Here is a 17,862-nt window from a genome sequence, read left to right on the forward strand (position 1 = left end):
TCAACTCTACGCTAATGCCATTACTGCATAACCGAAATGCAGTAATGGTGTCAGCTAGGCTGTCGACGATTAAACTCCAACAAAGCCTCCGGCCTATCCGTAAATACCCCATCCACCCCCAAATCCAGCATCCACTGCCAATCCTCTTCATGATTAACGGTATAAACCCAATTTTTTAAACCGCGACGGCGAGCGTCGTTGATCATGTCCTGATTTAAAAATCCCAAATGGGTATTGAAAGAATAGGCTTTTAATTCATCGCAACATTGCGCGTAGCTGTAGGGAATGCCTTCTACCAGCACGCCGCGTTTTATGTGCGGTGCGCTTTGCAGCATCTGGAACAACTGATGGTGATCAAAGCTGGATACGAGGTAGTGTTCCAATGACAGTTGATGATCTTGTGTAAACTCGGTTAATTGTTCAACCAATACGGGCACGCAGTTCGGGCCTTTGATTTCAATATTGAGCAGCGCGCGGTCACCGACAAGCTCCAGTACCTGGCGAAGTGTAGGCACAGGTTCGCCGTTCTCAAGAGTGAGTTGGCGAACTTCTGCCAGGGATTTTTCAATCAGCAACCCCTTGCCTTTTAATTGTCGTCCGAGCCGGCGGTCGTGGGTGACGATCAGTTCGCCGCCGATTTGCCAGATGTCGATTTCAATCGCATCCACGCCCAGTGCGAGACTGCGACGGATGGCTTCCAGGCTGTTCTCGGGGCTGGTGTGGTGGTGGTGAATCGGGCCGCCGCGATGAGCAATACAAAAAAGTGACGCCATTCCAGCTTCCTTCAGGTTAACTAACGTTATACTGCGCAACCATCAACTGGTTGTTGCAAAATTGGTCCTATGTTAGCAGTAAACCCTCCGAGAGTGATCCCGTAAGATGAGTGGCAATTCGATGACTAAATTACTTCTGGTAGTTGGCTGTTTCTTCGCGTTTTATCTGGCTTCGTTGATCCTGGATAAGGTTATCCGCGAGCGGAGCATCAAGAAGATGCTCGGCGATTTACGTGTGCGCTACGTCACGCGGTTGATGAATATCGGTTTGGTATTTTGTTGCATCGTCGTGGTGTGTTTGATTCTCGGTTTGGGTTACAGCGAAGTGTCGGTTTTTCTTTCGTCGATCTTCGCTGTAGTGGGTGTGGCTTTGTTTGCCCAGTGGTCGATTCTGAGCAACATTACCGCCAGCATGATTATCTTTTTTGGTTTTCCTTACCGCGTGGGTGACCGTATCAAGATTCTCGACAAAGACGATGATATGAGTGGCATCATCGAAGAGATCAGCATGTTTCATGTCATTCTCCGCCGTGAAGACGGCAATATCGTGACCTATCCCAACACGCTGATTCTGCAAAAGGCGGTATTAAAAGTAGAGCATCCTCTACCGCCAGCGGTGATTGAAGAACATTGATTGCGTCCCGCTTAGGGGCGCAGTACTTTTACGATCGCCTGGCTGACGTAATCCATTTTTTCCACGGTCAAACCCGCGACGCTGATGCGGCTGGTATCCGTCATATAGATACTGAATTCGTTTTTCAGTCGATGTACCTGTTCGACGCTCAATCCCAGAAATGAAAACATGCCGCGTTCGTGGGCAATAAAACTGAAATCCCGCTCATCCTGTAACTGATTCAATGCCGTCACCAACGCCGCGCGCAGATTTTGAATACGTTGGCGCATCTGCCCCAGCTCTTCCTGCCATTGGCGAGTCAGTTCACTGTTGTGCAGGATGATATCCACGATGGCGCTACCGTGAGCCGGTGGCATGGAATACAGGCCGCGCGTCACACTGAGCAATTGGCTCATGCCCGCATTGGCCTGGGTTTCATTCGCGAATACCAAACTCAAGGTTCCCGCGCGTTCACGGTAGAGGCCAAAGTTTTTTGAAAATGATGCAGCAATGATCAGCTCGGGTACCGACTCGGCCAACAGTCGAATGCCATAGGCATCCTCATCCAATCCTTCACCAAATCCTTGATAAGCCATATCCACAAACGGCACGAAACCGCGCGCCTGAGCGAGACGCGCCACCTCCTGCCACTGCTCGCGCGACAAATCCGCACCGCTGGGGTTGTGGCAACAAGCATGCAGCAGCACCAGATCGCCCTTGGGAACTTCATTGAGCACAGCGACCATGGCATCGAAGTCGATGCTGTGAGTGTCGTAGTTGTAATAGGGATATTCACGCAGCTTCAACCCTGCGCTGCCGAGCAGCGGAATATGGTTGGCCCAGGTCGGCGTGCTCACCCAAATAGTGGCGCCCGGTTTAGCGCGCTGAATAAATTCCGCCGCCACCCGCAACGCGCCGCAGCCACCCGGCGTTTGAATCGTGCGCACCCGATTATCCGACACCACTGTGTGGCCGGTCCCGTAAATCAATCCAGCCACGGCGTTATTAGCGCCGGGATAGCCAGCCGGGTTGGTGTAGGCCTTGGTATTTTCCAGATTCAGGCGCAACCGCTCCGCCGCCGCCACAGCCGCCATAATTGGCGTCACACCCGCATCATTCTTATACACCCCCACACCCAGATCGACTTTATTCGGATTGGTGTCTTGCTGAAACGCGGCACTGAGACCGAGGATAGGATCGGCGGGGAGCAGGGGCAGGGATTCAAACATGATGACTCCGAAACGTTATGGGCGTATGAAAAAGTGGGCTGATTATACGCTCAGGTTTTCGGTTTAGCAGGTGCTCAAGGTCGCTGTAGCGAAAAAGCTAATTCAGTTTGGGAGGTCATTCAGGAGGAGACATATTAACCAGGGAATGGGTCATGCATGATTGCACGATACAAGTTTGGCGTTAGGGGATTCGTTTCGAAACCCTCAAGTCAGGGATGACTTGAGGGAGCTACAAGGATGTATTCATGCGTTTTCGAAACGAATCCCCTAATGACAAACGAACTACGGAGTACTGTGCTGTTCAGCTCCGCTTGAGCGAAGAATCAATTACACACCTGGAACTCCACAATCCCACTACCCGAACCAAAACGTTGCATCGTGTATTTCTCCAGGTCAATCAAATAACCATCCCCAGCAAGGTTGGCCGTACAACAACCATTACAGTCAGAATCCGAACAACCATCGTAAACCTTCGCGGTAATACTGCGGCTACCCTGGCGCAGGTTAATCGTCTTCATACCCATCCAATTCCAATCCTTCAAGTGCACCGCCGCAATATTATTCGCCATCACCCAGGATTCCGGTTGCACACCATTCAGGCCGTAGAACTGCCCGGCCCAGGTGCAGCCGTTGTAAAGCACGCACTCATCACTGCCGGGATCGGGATAAGACTCGTAATGGGTGAGGTTTGCCCGGTACCAGGTGCTGCCGCAGTCGGGATTATTGGTGCCGCCTGCCGGAACAATCTCAATCCAGTTGAAGTTCCAGCCGGCAGTTTGCGCAAACACGCCGAGGTTATAGGTACCGGCATTGATGTTTACTGTCTTGGTCACTGTCGTCCAGTTTTGCCAGCCGCCGGTGGCGCCGATCTGGAAGGTTCCCAGTTGTATGGCGCCCGCGTTCAAATCCACCGATGCGGTCGCACCGGATGGGCTGGCCACGCGCATCTTGATGACGTAGCTACCGTTTGTGGGAATCGTGAGGTTGGTAAAAGCCAGCCACTCGCCGGTTTCAATCCAGCCGACGTTGTAACCACCGTTCGTGTCCTGCGCATTTTCAATATCGACATCATCGCTGCGATAAGCGCCACCGGTATTGCCCGGCGTTGTGTCGTAGAAATAGTTATAACTTTCTGCCTGGAAAACCACGGCCTGGGCACTTAGTGACAGCGCGCCCAACAAACCACAGGCGCTGCGCGTGAATTTTTTAATCACAGTCGATGGAGAAAAATCAGGATGCATCGTATGACCCTCAATGTTGTGCGGACGTTATGCAGCCGGTTGAACAAAGCTCCGGCAGCAGGTAAAAGCGGCAGGTAATTTTCGATATCAGTGAATGGATAGCCCGCGTCTATCTTGACGCTGCGGTTAAGTGTGCCTGAGTGAACTGGCCCGCCCAGACACTTTTCTACGGAGGTCAGATACTTTTCTATCAGAGGTGAAACAGTGGGACGCCCTTCATAAAGAGCCGACTCAGACGACGGGAGAGCGATCAGGTATACTCTGCGGCTCGTTTTATTCCTATGCAGGAGCTTTGTCTGACTATGTCGCAGTTCTGGAGTGAGGTGGTGCGCCAACTGGAGCCTTATGTTCCCGGCGAGCAACCGCAGATTGATGGCCTGATCAAACTCAACACCAACGAAAGTCCCTATCCGCCATCGCCCCGGGTGCAGCATGTGTTGAATGACACGGCCATCGCACGCTTGCGTTTATACCCTGACCCCAACTCCCGCCAACTGAAACAAACCCTGGCCGATTATTACGGCGTTCAAGCGGACCAGGTGTTTGTCGGCAATGGCTCGGACGAAGTGTTGGCTCTGTCTTTTATGGCATTTTTCCAGCAGCCCAAACCCCTGCTGTTTCCCGACATCACCTATAGCTTCTATAAAGTGTATTGCCAGTTATTCGGCATCGCGGCCAACAAAATCCCGTTGCGCGACGACTTCACCATCGACTTCGCCGACTACCCGACCGACAACGGCGGCATCATCTTCCCCAATCCGAACGCGCCCACCGCCATCGGAAAACCGCTCGCCGAAATAGAAACGCTATTGCAACGCAACACGCAATCTGTAGTCCTGGTGGATGAAGCCTACATCGACTTCGGCGGCGAAACCGCCGCGTCACTGGTGAGCCGCTACCCCAATCTGCTGGTGGTACAAACCCTCTCCAAATCCCGCGCCCTCGCCGGCATGCGCGTAGGCTTCGCCATCGGCGACAAACAACTAATCGAAGGCCTGGATCGCGTCAAAAACTCCTTCAACTCCTACCCCCTCGATCGCCTCGCCGAAGCCGCCGCCGTAGTCGCGTTTGAAGATGAAGCCTACTTCCGCTCCAGCTGCGATAAAGTGATCGCCACCCGCGAATGGACAACCCGACAATTACAGGAACTTGGCTTCACCGTACTGCCATCCCAGGCCAATTTTGTGTTGGCACAACCTCAGGGCAATGCCGCGGCCCTGGCAGCCAAATTACGCGAACACAAAATCCTGGTGCGCTACTTCAACGCACCGCGTATCGATAAGTTTTTGCGTATTACGATTGGTACGGATGAGGAAATGGAGCGGTTGATTACCGTATTAAAAACGTTGGTATAAGTGAACAGGAACGTATAGAGAGATTTAGAGCATTGCCCAACACGGGTAAAGCTGACGTTAGCACAATGTGAGTTTGGCGTTAGGGCCAGGGTTTCGAAACCCTCAAGTCACGGACGACTTGAGGGAGCTACAGGGACGATTCATTCGCCACATCCTTGTGGCTCACCCTTCGGGCAGCTTCGCTGTGCAAATTGGCTGTCCTGCCAATTTGTTATACGTTTTCGAAACCACTAGCCTAACGCCAAACGGATTTCGAAGTGCTCTCATTTTTTCTCCGAGTCTCAAGACTTCACTTTCTCCTCCAACGTCGCCCCCTGAATCACAAAATAGCGATCCATCCCCGTCCACTGCAACAACTCCCACACCTGGCGATTGCAATGACACAGCGTAATATTCTGCCGCTGTGAACGCTTTTGCTCCCTGAACAGCAACAGCATCGACAGACTTGTCAAACTAAGTGCCGGCGTCCGGGTCAGGTTAAATTCAAACTGATCAATTTCCTTACTGGCCGTTTCGCGCAACAACCGCAACCATTCCCGGCGCAATGCCTGGTCAATAGTGCCGCTGATATTAATCCGCAAACCGTGCCCATTATTGATCGGTATCCACTCCATTCGCGGACCAATATCGCTAAGGGATGACGGGTTATGAACGGTGGTTGTTCCTGCCGGTATTGTGGCAGTAGTCGCAGTGCGACGTTTAGCTGGTGCGGCGGCGGGCGGCGAGCCAGGAGAAGAAACAGGAACACTGTCTTCCCAGCTGCTGGTATCCGTGGCGGTACTTAACACCTCATCAATAATCTGCCCATGGCGTTTACTATCGCCCGGGTTCTCATCATCTCTAAAGATCAGTTCTTCGCCGATAAAAGGAACCGGTGGTCGCATGGCTGCCTCCGGAGCGAGCCTAAAAAGCGGGTTTTTGTTGTTCCGTTATGGTTATTGGACACCCGAAACGAACTGCTTCGGTTCGAGTTGAACAATATATATACGATGCCTGCCAAGTATAACCAGACTTCTGTGATGTGGCGCATAAATCCTTTGCTGCGATGAAAAAATCAGGTAAGGTTGGCGGCACAACTAGTACTGATCAATCAATAACTTACCGGCATTACCTGAATTTTTTATCACCATTGCCCTTGGCCCGTCGGTTTGTGATGCGAAAAGAATCTAACTAGTGATCGATATGGGTTCACCGGAAGGGGCCGGGTGGTCAACTGAATTGGGCATCGACTTGGGCGAATATGCAGAATAAAAATACAGCCGTTGAACTCATCAAGAAGTTTCAGCAACTATTCACTGACCTGAATCACAAACAGATTGCCGAACGCCTGGTCAAGCTGGTGGTGGTTAAACCCGTCGTCAGTCGGGTGGTGCTGATCGTTGAGCGCGATAACCACCTATACGTTGAAGCCATCGCATGCCAACGCGCACCGGAACCTTTGGTCAGTGGTGTGGCGACCGCGCTCTCGCGTTTAAATTATCTGCCGCAACAAAAAATTCGCGAAACGTTTTTGCTCGGCCAGGCCCAGGCGCTGGATGGCGATCACATCAATACCCTCGGTGAAAAAGACACCCAGAAAGGTTGTCGCGCCTGCTATTTGCATCCCATTCTGGAAAAAGACAAAACCATCGCGGTGTATTACATCGAAACCGAACGCGACCTGCCGCAACTGCAGCAAGCGGTGGTGGAACTGGATACCGTATGGACGTTCAGTTCGTTACTCATTCGCCAGGTTATCGAGATGTGGCGGCACGAAGAGCAAGCCGAACGTTTTCGTTTGGCCGAGCAGGCGCTCTGGGCCAGCGAAACCTATCTCAACGCGATACTGCGTTATTCGCCTGCACTCATTTCGGTAAAAGACCTGGACGGCAATGTGGTACTCGCCAGCGAGCATTTCAAACTGATGGCGAATATCGATGAGAAAGGTTTTGTGGGGAAAAATGTCTTTGATGTCTATCCGGCGGACATTGCCCAGTCCATGTGGGACATTGATGTAGCCGCACGCAACAAACAACAAACCTTTGAAACAGAGTTGGATTTATTACACAAGGACGGCACCCTGCACACTTATCTGGTGGTGAAGTTTCCGTTGCGTAATAAAGAGTCGGAAGTCTTCGGTGTATGTACTATCGGGACAGATATTTCCGAGCGCAAGTTGGCTGAAAATGCATTGCGTGAACAGCAATCGCGCCTCAACTACATGGCCTTCCACGACTCGCTGACGTCCTTGCCCAACCGTTCGTTATTTTACGATCGCATCTTCCACGGCCTTGCCCGTGCGCGACGCAGTAACAGCAAAGTGGCGTTGATGCTGCTGGACATTGATCGCTTCAAGATTATCAACGACAGCCTCGGGCACGACTCCGGCGATTTATTATTAAAGGCGATTGCCATGCGCCTTAACGAAGGCGTGCGCGATATGGATACCGTCGCGCGACTCGGTGGTGATGAGTTCGTGGTAGTGCTGGAAGGCGTGCATGACATTGACGATGTTATCTTCGTCGCTAATAAATTATTGGTCACCCTCGCGCGCCCGCTGGAAATCAGTGGCCATGAAATTACCACCACGGTCAGCATCGGTGTGAGTATCTTTCCTGATGACGGATCGGATGCGGATGAGCTGCTCAAGAATGCGGACATCGCTATGTATAAAGCCAAAGAGGCGGGTAAAAATAATTGTCAGTTTTATGCGAAAGGGATGAATGCAACAGCAGTCAATTATCTGCTGCTGGAGAATGATTTGCGACGTGCCGTAGAGCAGGAGCAATTGACGTTGCATTACCAACCCCAGATTGATTTGCAATCCGGCGAATTGATGGGGGTTGAAGCCTTGGTGCGTTGGCAACACCCGGAACGTGGCCTGGTTTCGCCCGCGCATTTTATTCCGCTGGCCGAAGAAACCGGCCTGATTGTGCCTATCGGTGAGTGGGTGTTGCGCGAAGCCTGTCGCCAACAAAAGGCCTGGCTCAACAGCGGTAAACACGTGGGCAAGATGGCGGTGAATCTGTCGCCGCGTCAATTCCGCCAGAAAAATTTTCCCGGCAAGGTGGAAGCGATTCTGCGTGATACTCAACTTGATGCCGAATACCTGGAACTGGAAATCACCGAAAGCTGCGCGATGGAGCATGCTGGCGAAACCATCAATCACCTCAAACAATTAAATGAGATGGGTTTGTTTCTCGCCATCGACGACTTCGGCACCGGCTATTCATCCTTGGCTTACTTGCAGCGGTTTCCGATTCAAAAACTCAAGATTGACAGCAGTTTCGTGCACGACATCCACGACGATCACAACGACGCTGCCATTGCAAAAACCATCATTGGCCTGGCGCACGGCATGCAATTGAAAGTGGTGGCGGAAGGTGTAGAGACGGAATACCAGGCCGAGTGGCTGCGCCAGCAGGGTTGTGACCAGGCACAAGGATTTCTCTATGCCAAACCCTTATCACCCAAACAATTCGAAAGTCACTTCCACGGCGGCAAGTTTGCGTTTGACGGCAACGTCGTGAAGCTGGATGCCTTAAAGGTAGGTGCCTGACCATCTCGTAGGTCGGATTAGCGCAGCGTAATCCGACGTGATTTTTTTATATTGTCGGATTACGCTGCGCTAATCCGACCTTGTATCTCTCTGAAGAAGTTGATTAGCTACCAACTTCAACACCCGAGCCGGGTGAATGCGTATTCGACCTGAGGGAAACACCCTGTGCTGTAGATAGCATCCCCGGCTTGTTCTTCGATGAAAAATTGAATGGTATCCGAGCGCCTGATGTATCAGTGACGCTGCATAGACAAGGGTAATTTCAGAGATGACGAGTATCGTTGGTATTGATGTCAGTAAAGCTAAGATGGATGTGTTGTGGCTCAAAGACCGTGAGAGCGGCAAGGTTAAATCGAAAGTCTTCCCCAATGATCGGGCTGGCCATATGGCCCTGGTCGCCTGGCTTGATAAACATATTGCCCAACCACGGGAAGATATCCAGGTGGTGATGGAAGCCACCGGGGTTTATCACGAAGCGCTGGCCTATTGGCTATTTGAGCAAGGGTTGAAGGTGAGTGTGGTGAATCCGGCCTATGTGCGCGACTTTGCCCGGAGCCTGGGCAGTGTTCACAAGACGGACAAGAAAGACAGTGTCGTTCTGGCGTTATACGGTGTGCGAGCTTGTCCGGGTTTATGGCAGCCGGAACCGCAAAGTATTCGGGAATTAAAGGCCCTGCTGGCCCGGTTAGAGGCGCTGGAGACGGATTTGCAGCGGGAATTAAATCGTCAGGAAAAGGCGCAGATCAGCCAGGCCTCAACGATTGTTCTGGAATCATTGGGCAAGATGATTGTGGAATTACAACGGGAGCGGGATCGGGTGGATCAGGAGATAGACGACCACATTGACCGTCACCCGGATTTGAAAAATGACGTGGCGTTACTAAAAAGTATTCCCGGTGTAGGCCGGGTGGTATCGCGTCTGATGCTGTCGGTCATCCGCAGCCGGGACTTCAAGGCGGCGAGTGAATGCGCGGCGTTTGTCGGGGTTATTCCCGCTCTGCGTGAATCGGGCATCTTGCGTGGGCGCAGCTTTCTGAGCAAGAAAGGCTCGCCGAAGGTGCGGGCGAAATTGTATATGGCGGCCATTGTAGCGGGTCAATATAACCCCACGATCAAAGCGCAACAGGACCGCCTGATCCGCAACGGCAAAACAAGGATGCAGGCGCTGGGGGCGGCGATGCGTAAGTTGGTGCACCTGTGTTTCGGTGTGCTCAAGCATCAAACAGCATACTCACCACAAGCGGCCTGATGGGTTGCTTGTGGTGGTATCGGAGAGATGGTATCTACGGGGGTATCAGGGGCGCCCGTTAGCCTTGGCCGCGTGTGCGGTTGGCGTGGGGGCGGGCGTTTTCTTCGGTGAAGGCAATGATGGCGTCAGCAATATCTTTCTTGGTGGCGGCTTCAATACCTTCCAGCCCCGGCGAGGAATTCACCTCCATCACTAACGGTCCCCGGCTGGAGCGCAGCAAATCCACACCGGCGACATGTAAACCCATGGTAGTAGCCGCTTTGATCGCCGTGCGCCGTTCGGTGGGGGTGAGTTTGGTAATCCGCGCGGTGCCGCCACGGTGAAGGTTGGAGCGGAACTCACCCTCCTGCGCCGTGCGTTGCATGGCTGCCACTACTTTATTGCCGATCACAAAACAACGCACATCACTGCCGCCGGCTTCCTTGATAAATTCCTGCACCAGGAATTCAGCGCGCAATTCGCGGAAGGCTTCGATCACACTCTCTGCCGCCTTGGGAGTTTCGGCCAACACGATGCCGCGACCCTGGGTACCTTCACAGAGTTTGAGCACCAGCGGCGTGCCGCCCACCAGCTTGATCAGTTCCTTGGTGTCGTGAACGTTGTAAGCGAAGCTGGTCTTGGGCAATCCCAAACCTTTGCGCGAGAGCAATTGCAGTGCGCGCAGTTTGTCACGTGAGCGACCCAGTGCCACGGATTCTGTCAGGCAATAAACCCCCATCATCTCGAACTGGCGAATTACCGCCAGGCCGTAGTGGGTAACGGAGGCGCCGATGCGCGGAATAACCGCATCAAAATCTTCCAGCTTGTTGCCCATATACCAGATCGCCGGGCTGGACGAGGTGATGTCCATGTAACACTTCAGGATGTCGATGACATGCATCTCATGGCCGCGCTTCACCCCGGCTTCCACCAGGCGGCGGGTAGAGTACAAACGACGATTGCGAGACAGTATGGCAATTTTCATAAAATGACCGAGGTAAATAAATTAGGGAGTTGTAAAAGGAAAGTTACGCTGGGCGTAAGCACTGAGGCCGTGATTTACACGGGTGGTTCACTCTTGCTGCCGCCCAGGACAAAAGATTTGGCGCTATCCACGACGTAGCCCTGCCGCAAGGCGCTACGCCCCAGCAACATGCGAAAGCGCATGTTTTCCCGATCCGTCAGGGTAATCTCGATAGTGAACTGTCGCTCCTTGAGCGTAATGGTTGTTTCAATGACAAACCGCCACTCCCGATGCCCACCGGAATCGGTAACCTGCCGCCGATCCTTGATCGGTGCCTCGCACTCAATACTGCTGGCGCCGCACCCCTGCAAGGGATGCAAACCGAACTTGACCCAGGCTTCGCCGTCGCGATCAAAAGGCGTCACGTAGTAGGTATGCAGGGCGCTGGTTTTGGCCCCGGTATCCACTTTGGCCTTGATTCGTGTGGCGGCAAAGTCGGTCAACGTAACCCACTCTCGCCAGCCGATCAGCTGTTGTTCAGTTGTGGCCACGGTTTATCCTCATTGGTAGTGCAGTGTCAGCGTCGCCGTGCTGGATGCGGTTTTTACTTGGCCGGAGACGGCCGGTAAAATGAAAAATATTATTCGTCTCGACAAATTTTTTTTGCTTTGTTTGGCGTCATAGCTATGATAAATAGCGCGGGACAAACTGCCGGAACCGAAAAAAGGTGTGACGGCGGGTGTCAATCGGCAGCCCATCCTCGTGGCTGACATAGTCCCGGTTGCAGCTGTTGTTTAGCTGTCATTTTTTGTAGTTGCGTTAACTTCCCTATATCTGTCGATTCTGGAGTAGTTTTATGTCTGTCGATGAACATAGCCCTGCTGATGCTGATTTATTGAATGATGTGGTTGATATCGACGATGACGAGCAGCCCAAGCTCACCGGCAAAGAGGCGAGCCAGCATATGCTCGAAATGCGTCGCAAGATTGAAGACAGATTGGAGCGTCGCCGTCTTAAAGACCAACTCGGTTTTGATGACTTGTCCGAACTGGATTTTTAATTAACCCCGCCTTCCTTATTTCGGTTAACTGGTTTGCCCGAGCCCGCTGCCAGCCAGTTAGCCTCCATACCTTCCCATCAACATTCTGTTGCAGTTCCCTATTTGAATAACGCCAGCACGGGCGCGAGAGCAGCCTCGAATTCTCTTCCTGCTTTATAGACCAGATACACCGGCTGTACAAAACGCGGTGCATCACTCACTGGATAAAAACCATGGTTAGCGGCGGGTAAATAGGCGGATGCCGGCACCTGCTGCATAAATTTAACGGCGAGGGCGGCTTCTGTGGTACGTAAGCGCGGTTCAACACCGGCTACACGCTTGTGATGAAAGGCAGTAAAGGCCGCACTCCACTCAATTAGCAGGTAGGGTGTGGTGGACAAGGGTGATTCGGCGGAACTGCACAGGGTTAACTCCTGTTCAGCAATTTTGATGGCGTGGAGTTCAGGGTGTTGCGGCAAGTCCAGTACCAGTGCCAGATCCAGCCGTTGAGCGAGGATCTGGGTGATGAGTTCCAGATGTGACAAGGACTCAATGGATAACCCCCGGCCAGCCGACAGCGTTAGCAACTCCTGAATCAGATCCGATAATTCACACTGCCAGACAGACGCCGTGGTACCTAGCGTCAGGTGGTTCTCCGGTTCCAGCTTGATGGACAGGTCTTCCAGCGTCTCCGACCAGGCATGCAGTAACTTTTGAGCATGGGGCAGTAGGCGCTCCCCCTCTGCGGTCATCTGGATATTGCCGCGAATGCGGTGCAACAGCGTGACTCCCAGCATTTGCTCAAGCTGGCGAATCCGTGCGCTGACTGCTGCCGGCGTCAGAAACAGGTTGTCCGCGGCACGGCCGAAATGCCGAACCTGGGTGACTTCTATAAAGGTTTTAAGCAGTTCGATATCCATAGGCGGCACGTCAGGGCAGTGGCAGAGCCAGCGGAATGTATGAAATAAAAAAATCCCCCTTGCCTGGGACAAGGGGGATTCGTTTTTCAACTGGGTATTACAGCTGATATTGGCTGCGGTTCACCGGCGAATTGTCCTGCAACCATTTATCGACTTCCTGCACATCGGCCGGCGTCAACATCCCGGCCGCTTCACGCAACTGGATGGTATTGATGATGTAGTCATACAGTGCGGTCGCATAATCGCGGCGTGCCTGGTACAGCTGACGCTGGGATTGCAACACTTCCACCAGGTTACGCGTTCCCACCTCATAACCGGATTGGGTTGCTTCCAACGCGCTTTGGCTGGATACGATGGCTTGCTTGCGTGCCTGTACTCGCGCTACACCGGTCTCCACCGACAGATGCAGGGCGCGGGTGGATTGGATGATGCTGCGCTGGGTGCTGTTAAAGATTTCTTGTGACTGGGTCGCTTGGGCAAAAGTCTGGCGACGTGCCGCCGACACTCTGCCACCGCTGAATATAGGCACATTCAAGGTAACGCCGACCGACGTACCCTCTGTGTTGTAATCCTGTGGCACGCCGTATCTTTCGCCATCATCATCATAATCGCTGTAACCCAAAGAGGCGGTTACGGTAGGAAGGTGGTCGGAACGGGCACTTTTGGCAACTTGCCGCGCCGCCTCTGCGCCCAGTCGAGCTGCTTTGAGTGAATAATTATTCTTCAAAGAAAATTCAACCCACTCATGGCGGTCTGCGGGCACTGGCTCAACAACCGGAAATTGTGGCGCCAGCGGCGCTATCTGTTCGTGACTTTGGCCGGTTAATACTTCCAGCGCTTCGAAGCTGATGTTCAGGTTGCCGCGTGCTTCCAGGGTAGCAGCGGTGGCGCTGTCGAAAGCGGCCTGGGCTTCATGAACTTCGGTGATGGCGGTCAGGCCTACTTCAAACCGTTGTTGGGTTTGCTCCAACTGGTGGGATAACGCATTTTCTTCAGCAATGGTCGCTTCAAGCGTATCCACGGCACGCAGCACATTAAAGTAAGCTTCGGCCACACGAACGATCAGGCTTTGCTGGTCAGCACCGAATTGTGCTTCCGCCTGCTCGCTCAACCTTACACCCTGTTTGTAGGTGTACCAGGAAGCCATGTTGAACAGCGGTTGTTGCAGGGAAATTTCCCAACCGGTGCGGGTTGAGTTGATATTTCCTACCCCGCCAGTATCAGTCGGATCGGTAGGGTCCGGAATGACCGGGGTAGTGGCGTTGTTGGTAATGTCGCTATCGCTTTCTGAGTAAGTGGCGCTGGCGTTAATTTGGGGTAATAATCCAGCGCGATTCAAATTGCGCAATTCCTGAGCTGCCTCGTATGCAGCTGTGTCTGCTTTTAGTTGTGCATCGTTCTTGAGTGCAAGCTCATAGATGTCCAGCAAACTGTTGGCGCTTGCCGTGAGAGGGCCGAAGGAAATTAATCCAACCAACAGATAAAGTTTTGTTTTCTTCATAGAGGTGTCCAAGGTAAAAATCGTCCAATAAGCAAACGTGTAGCAGCGGTGAGTGTAGCGAGTTGCGCTGGGGTGGTCGAGCGAGCACTTTAACCCAGCAAGTTAAAAAGAGTAAACATGACGAATGTCATTAAGTGTAACCATAATCCCTGCGCAGTTTACGCAAATCGCGGCATCTTGGCTCATCGTGAGCAAGGCTACGAGACGGATATTAAGACTCCATTAACAGCGAATTTGGATTCACCTGTCGGGAAAAATAAAATCAGCAATACGGTGTGGAGATTATCCGTGGTCATGTCGTTGCCCGCTCGTTTTTGTCATTCGACACGGGTGGCGAGTATGGCGCCTGTTAATGTCAGATTCTGTCAGTAGTCCGCACGCGATAAGCGCCCAAACGCCTCGCTTTACATGCCTCCCTGAGTTCTCTAGACTGCCAACCATTCTTGTCGGGGTGCTGATTATAAGGCTGAGAGATACCCGTCGACCTGATCCGGTTAGTACCGGCGTAGGAAACGAGAGCAACGAGATTCAAGTATCCCCGGCGCCTGTGCGCCACCTTGCCCTCCTGCTGTTTCCGCGCCCTTTACCGTTACCTGCGGAAATGCCATGACTTCACCGATAACTGAACCAACAACGCCTATTGCCCTGACTATCGCGGGTAGCGACAGCGGCGGCGGTGCGGGTATTCAGGCCGATCTCAAAACCTTTGCCGCCTTGGGCGTGTTCGGATGCAGCGCCATTACCTCATTGACGGCGCAGAATACCCTGGGCGTACAAGGTGTCTGGCCGGTGCCGCCGGATTTTGTTCGCGCGCAAATTCATTCCGTGCTGACGGACATTCCGGTAGCTGCCATCAAAACCGGCATGCTGGCCACGGCGGACATTATCCACGCCGTTGCGGACAGTCTGGTGGATTACACCTCTATCCCGTTGATCGTTGATCCGGTGATGGTGGCGACCAGCGGTGATCGCTTGTTGGCGGAGGATGCCATCCAGGCGCTGATCACCCGCTTATTGCCGCGTGCAAACCTGATTACTCCCAACCTTTATGAAGCTGCCGCACTGTTAAACGATGGGCTGGCGCATACCCATGCCGACCGGCTGCGTCAGGCAAAGCAGTTGCGTGCACTGGGCGCGAAGGCGGTGCTGATTAAAGGCGGTCATGGCGAAGGTGCCCATGCGGAGGATCTTTTATTGACGGATGACGGTACGCAAACCTTTTCGGCGCCGCGCCTCACAACGCGCAATACCCACGGTACCGGCTGCACGCTGGCGTCTGCCATTGCCGCCGGCATGGCTCGGCACTTAGCCTTGCCTGAGGCTGTTGCCCAGGCCAAAAGCTATCTTCACCAGGCGCTGGCCCGCGCTGATGAATTACACATCGGGCAGGGTGCAGGCCCTGTCCATCACTTTCATTCATTTTATTAATAGCAAAGCCAGATATTTACTGGCCAACGAGGGAATCCCATGAACAGCAACCAGAATCTCGCCGAAAAAATCCTGAGCGAAAGCGCTCAGGTGGATGCCGCGTCTATCCAGCCGTTTACCGGCTCACAAAAAATCTATGTGCAAGGCTCGCGGCCTGATTTGCGGGTGCCGATGCGGGAGATTTCCCTGGCGGATACGCCGACGGCATTCGGCGGTGAAAAAAATCCGCCGGTGCGTGTTTACGATACCTCGGGCCCATACACCGACCCTGAGGTAAAGATTGATTTACGCCACGGCTTGCCGGATGTACGTTCGGTGTGGATTGAAGAGCGCAATGACACAGAATTTCAGTCAGATACCTCATCCACATTTACCAAAGAGCGCTTGAACGATCCCAAACTGGCACACCTGCGTTTTAACCTGACCCGTCAGCCGCGTCGTGCCAAAGCGGGCATGAATGTGTCGCAGATGCACTACGCCAAAAAAGGCATCATTACGCCGGAGATGGAATACATCGCGATCCGTGAAAATATGGCGCTGGCTCAGGCGCGCGAACTCGGTGTATTGAATCAGCAGCATCAAGGCATGAGTTTTGGTGCAAGCATTCCCGATGAGATTACCCCCGAATTTGTACGCGATGAAGTAGCGCGCGGCCGCGCGATTATTCCAGCCAATATCAACCATCCGGAGTTGGAGCCGATGATTATCGGGCGCAATTTTCTGGTGAAGATCAATGGCAATATTGGTAATTCCGCACTCGGTTCTTCCATCGAAGAAGAAGTGGAGAAGCTGACCTGGGGTGCGCGCTGGGGTGCGGACACGGTAATGGATTTATCCACGGGCAAAAATATTCACGAAACCCGCGAATGGATTATTCGCAATTCCCATGTGCCCATCGGTACTGTACCGATTTACCAGGCGCTGGAAAAAGTGGATGGCGTTGCCGAGAACCTGACCTGGGAAATTTTCCGCGATACCCTGATTGAGCAGGCAGAGCAGGGTGTGGATTATTTTACGATTCACGCCGGTGTGCTGTTGCGTTACGTTCCGCTGACGGCAAAACGTGTCACGGGTATTGTGTCGCGCGGTGGTTCGATCATGGCGAAATGGTGTCTTGCGCATCACAAGGAAAATTTCCTGTACACCCACTTCGACCAGATCTGCGAGATCATGAAAGCCTACGACGTCAGCTTTTCTCTGGGTGATGGCTTGCGTCCTGGTTCCATCGCGGATGCGAATGACGAAGCGCAATTCGGTGAGCTGGAAACCTTGGGTGAATTAACCAAGATCGCCTGGAAACACGACGTGCAGGTGATGATCGAAGGGCCGGGTCACGTGCCTATGCACATGATCAAGGAAAATATGGAAAAGCAATTGGAAGTTTGCGACGAAGCACCTTTCTATACCCTTGGACCACTGACCACCGACATCGCGCCGGGTTACGATCACATTACATCGGGCATTGGTGCCGCGATGATTGGCTGGTACGGCTGCGCGATGCTGTGTTACGTCACACCGAAAGAACACCTGGGTTTGCCCAATAAAGACGATGTGAAAGAAGGCATCATCACCTACAAAATTGCGGCTCATGCGGCAGACCTGGCGAAGGGGCACCCCGGTGCGCAACTGCGCGATAACGCCTTGTCCAAAGCGCGTTTTGAATTCCGCTGGGAAGATCAATTTAACCTCGGCCTCGATCCGGATACCGCGCGCTCTTATCACGACGAAACCTTACCCAAAGAATCGGCCAAGGTTGCGCACTTCTGCTCCATGTGCGGCCCAAAATTTTGCTCCATGAAGATCACCCAGGAAGTGCGCGACTATGCGGCACAACATGGCACAGACATCTCCGCCATCGAAGAAGACCAAGTTGTGAAGATGATCGACGTTGAAGCCGAAATGAAACAAAAAGCCCAGGAATTTTTACAGCAGGGCGCCGAGATCTATCAAAAAGTGTAACTGGCTTCACGCTAACCCGTAGGTCGGATTAGGCGCAAAGCGCCGTAATCCGACAATTTTTTATACAGGACTCC

General features: G+C 52.9%; 15 protein-coding genes and 1 riboswitch. Of the genes, 7 read left to right on the forward strand and 8 right to left on the reverse strand.

Annotated features, from left to right (window positions below; translation table 11 throughout):
- Positions 1–50: 50 nt before the first annotated feature.
- Entirely contained in the window at positions 51–773 is a 723-nt protein-coding gene (locus CBR65_RS19130) for a glycerophosphodiester phosphodiesterase (RefSeq protein WP_087468334.1), read from the reverse strand.
- Between the two features lie 121 nt (positions 774–894).
- Between CBR65_RS19130 and CBR65_RS19135 the strand changes: the two genes are divergently transcribed.
- Positions 895–1,407 carry a mechanosensitive ion channel domain-containing protein gene (locus tag CBR65_RS19135; protein WP_087468335.1) on the forward strand — a complete coding sequence of 171 codons (513 nt, stop codon included), beginning with the start codon at positions 895–897 and terminating at the stop codon, positions 1,405–1,407.
- Positions 1,408–1,418: 11 nt separating this feature from the next.
- Here CBR65_RS19135 and CBR65_RS19140 read toward each other — a convergent pair whose 3' ends face one another.
- Both CBR65_RS19140 and CBR65_RS19145 read right to left on the reverse strand, forming a co-directional pair.
- Positions 1,419–2,615, reverse strand: coding sequence for an amino acid aminotransferase (locus tag CBR65_RS19140; RefSeq protein ID WP_087468336.1), 1,197 nt, complete (start codon positions 2,613–2,615; stop codon positions 1,419–1,421).
- A gap of 323 nt (positions 2,616–2,938) precedes the next feature.
- Positions 2,939–3,856, reverse strand: coding sequence for a carbohydrate-binding protein (locus tag CBR65_RS19145; protein WP_087468337.1), 918 nt, complete (start codon positions 3,854–3,856; stop codon positions 2,939–2,941).
- 302 nt (positions 3,857–4,158) lie between these two features.
- On the opposite strand from CBR65_RS19145, the gene hisC reads away from it, so the two are divergent.
- Positions 4,159–5,211 carry a histidinol-phosphate transaminase gene (gene hisC / locus CBR65_RS19150; RefSeq protein WP_087468338.1) on the forward strand — a complete coding sequence of 351 codons (1,053 nt, stop codon included), beginning with the start codon at positions 4,159–4,161 and terminating at the stop codon, positions 5,209–5,211.
- A gap of 281 nt (positions 5,212–5,492) precedes the next feature.
- Here the strand turns inward: hisC and CBR65_RS19155 are convergent, their stop codons facing one another.
- Entirely contained in the window at positions 5,493–6,095 is a 603-nt protein-coding gene (locus CBR65_RS19155) for an STAS domain-containing protein (RefSeq protein WP_087468339.1), read from the reverse strand.
- Positions 6,096–6,451: 356 nt separating this feature from the next.
- Here CBR65_RS19155 and CBR65_RS19160 point away from each other — a divergent pair, with 356 nt between their 5' ends.
- Together CBR65_RS19160 and CBR65_RS19165 are read left to right on the forward strand one after the other, a co-directional pair.
- Entirely contained in the window at positions 6,452–8,749 is a 2,298-nt protein-coding gene (locus tag CBR65_RS19160; protein ID WP_087468340.1) for a bifunctional diguanylate cyclase/phosphodiesterase, read from the forward strand.
- 268 nt (positions 8,750–9,017) lie between these two features.
- Positions 9,018–9,998 carry an IS110 family transposase gene (locus CBR65_RS19165; RefSeq protein ID WP_087465561.1) on the forward strand — a complete coding sequence of 327 codons (981 nt, stop codon included), beginning with the start codon at positions 9,018–9,020 and terminating at the stop codon, positions 9,996–9,998.
- 58 nt (positions 9,999–10,056) lie between these two features.
- Here CBR65_RS19165 and rimK read toward each other — a convergent pair whose 3' ends face one another.
- Together rimK and CBR65_RS19175 are read right to left on the reverse strand one after the other, a co-directional pair.
- Positions 10,057–10,962, reverse strand: coding sequence for a 30S ribosomal protein S6--L-glutamate ligase (rimK, locus tag CBR65_RS19170; protein ID WP_087468341.1), 906 nt, complete (start codon positions 10,960–10,962; stop codon positions 10,057–10,059).
- A 74-nt stretch (positions 10,963–11,036) separates the two neighbouring features.
- Positions 11,037–11,492, reverse strand: coding sequence for an ATP-dependent zinc protease (locus CBR65_RS19175; protein ID WP_087468342.1), 456 nt, complete (start codon positions 11,490–11,492; stop codon positions 11,037–11,039).
- A gap of 305 nt (positions 11,493–11,797) precedes the next feature.
- Between CBR65_RS19175 and CBR65_RS19180 the strand changes: the two genes are divergently transcribed.
- Positions 11,798–12,001, forward strand: coding sequence for a PA3496 family putative envelope integrity protein (locus CBR65_RS19180; RefSeq protein WP_087468343.1), 204 nt, complete (start codon positions 11,798–11,800; stop codon positions 11,999–12,001).
- A gap of 98 nt (positions 12,002–12,099) precedes the next feature.
- Here the strand turns inward: CBR65_RS19180 and CBR65_RS19185 are convergent, their stop codons facing one another.
- Together CBR65_RS19185 and CBR65_RS19190 are read right to left on the reverse strand one after the other, a co-directional pair.
- Complete coding sequence (locus CBR65_RS19185) at positions 12,100–12,900, reverse strand: LysR family transcriptional regulator (RefSeq protein WP_087468344.1); 801 nt, start codon at positions 12,898–12,900, stop codon at positions 12,100–12,102.
- A gap of 97 nt (positions 12,901–12,997) precedes the next feature.
- Entirely contained in the window at positions 12,998–14,401 is a 1,404-nt protein-coding gene (locus CBR65_RS19190) for a TolC family outer membrane protein (RefSeq protein WP_087468345.1), read from the reverse strand.
- Positions 14,402–14,838: 437 nt separating this feature from the next.
- Positions 14,839–14,930: riboswitch (TPP riboswitch) on the forward strand.
- A 77-nt stretch (positions 14,931–15,007) separates the two neighbouring features.
- Here CBR65_RS19190 and thiD point away from each other — a divergent pair.
- Complete coding sequence (thiD, locus tag CBR65_RS19195; RefSeq protein ID WP_087468346.1) at positions 15,008–15,829, forward strand: bifunctional hydroxymethylpyrimidine kinase/phosphomethylpyrimidine kinase; 822 nt, start codon at positions 15,008–15,010, stop codon at positions 15,827–15,829.
- A 39-nt stretch (positions 15,830–15,868) separates the two neighbouring features.
- Positions 15,869–17,788, forward strand: a complete 1,920-nt coding sequence (gene thiC, locus CBR65_RS19200) for a phosphomethylpyrimidine synthase ThiC (protein WP_087468347.1) — start codon at positions 15,869–15,871, stop codon at positions 17,786–17,788.
- Positions 17,789–17,862: the final 74 nt, after the last annotated feature.

The organism is Cellvibrio sp. PSBB006 (assembly GCF_002162135.1).
Taxonomy (GTDB): domain Bacteria; phylum Pseudomonadota; class Gammaproteobacteria; order Pseudomonadales; family Cellvibrionaceae; genus Cellvibrio.

Excerpts from the sequence above, each read along its gene's own strand:
- CBR65_RS19130 (WP_087468334.1), bottom strand. The coding sequence starts at position 773 with ATGGCGTCACTTTTTTGTATTGCTCATCGCGGCGGCCCGATTCACCAC.
- CBR65_RS19135 (WP_087468335.1), top strand. The coding sequence starts at position 895 with ATGACTAAATTACTTCTGGTAGTTGGCTGTTTCTTCGCGTTTTATCTG.
- CBR65_RS19140 (WP_087468336.1), bottom strand. The coding sequence starts at position 2,615 with ATGTTTGAATCCCTGCCCCTGCTCCCCGCCGATCCTATCCTCGGTCTC.
- CBR65_RS19145 (WP_087468337.1), bottom strand. The coding sequence starts at position 3,856 with ATGCATCCTGATTTTTCTCCATCGACTGTGATTAAAAAATTCACGCGC.
- hisC (WP_087468338.1), top strand. The coding sequence starts at position 4,159 with ATGTCGCAGTTCTGGAGTGAGGTGGTGCGCCAACTGGAGCCTTATGTT.
- CBR65_RS19155 (WP_087468339.1), bottom strand. The coding sequence starts at position 6,095 with ATGCGACCACCGGTTCCTTTTATCGGCGAAGAACTGATCTTTAGAGAT.
- CBR65_RS19160 (WP_087468340.1), top strand. The coding sequence starts at position 6,452 with ATGCAGAATAAAAATACAGCCGTTGAACTCATCAAGAAGTTTCAGCAA.
- CBR65_RS19165 (WP_087465561.1), top strand. The coding sequence starts at position 9,018 with ATGACGAGTATCGTTGGTATTGATGTCAGTAAAGCTAAGATGGATGTG.
- rimK (WP_087468341.1), bottom strand. The coding sequence starts at position 10,962 with ATGAAAATTGCCATACTGTCTCGCAATCGTCGTTTGTACTCTACCCGC.
- CBR65_RS19180 (WP_087468343.1), top strand. The coding sequence starts at position 11,798 with ATGTCTGTCGATGAACATAGCCCTGCTGATGCTGATTTATTGAATGAT.
- CBR65_RS19185 (WP_087468344.1), bottom strand. The coding sequence starts at position 12,900 with ATGGATATCGAACTGCTTAAAACCTTTATAGAAGTCACCCAGGTTCGG.
- CBR65_RS19190 (WP_087468345.1), bottom strand. The coding sequence starts at position 14,401 with ATGAAGAAAACAAAACTTTATCTGTTGGTTGGATTAATTTCCTTCGGC.
- thiD (WP_087468346.1), top strand. The coding sequence starts at position 15,008 with ATGACTTCACCGATAACTGAACCAACAACGCCTATTGCCCTGACTATC.
- thiC (WP_087468347.1), top strand. The coding sequence starts at position 15,869 with ATGAACAGCAACCAGAATCTCGCCGAAAAAATCCTGAGCGAAAGCGCT.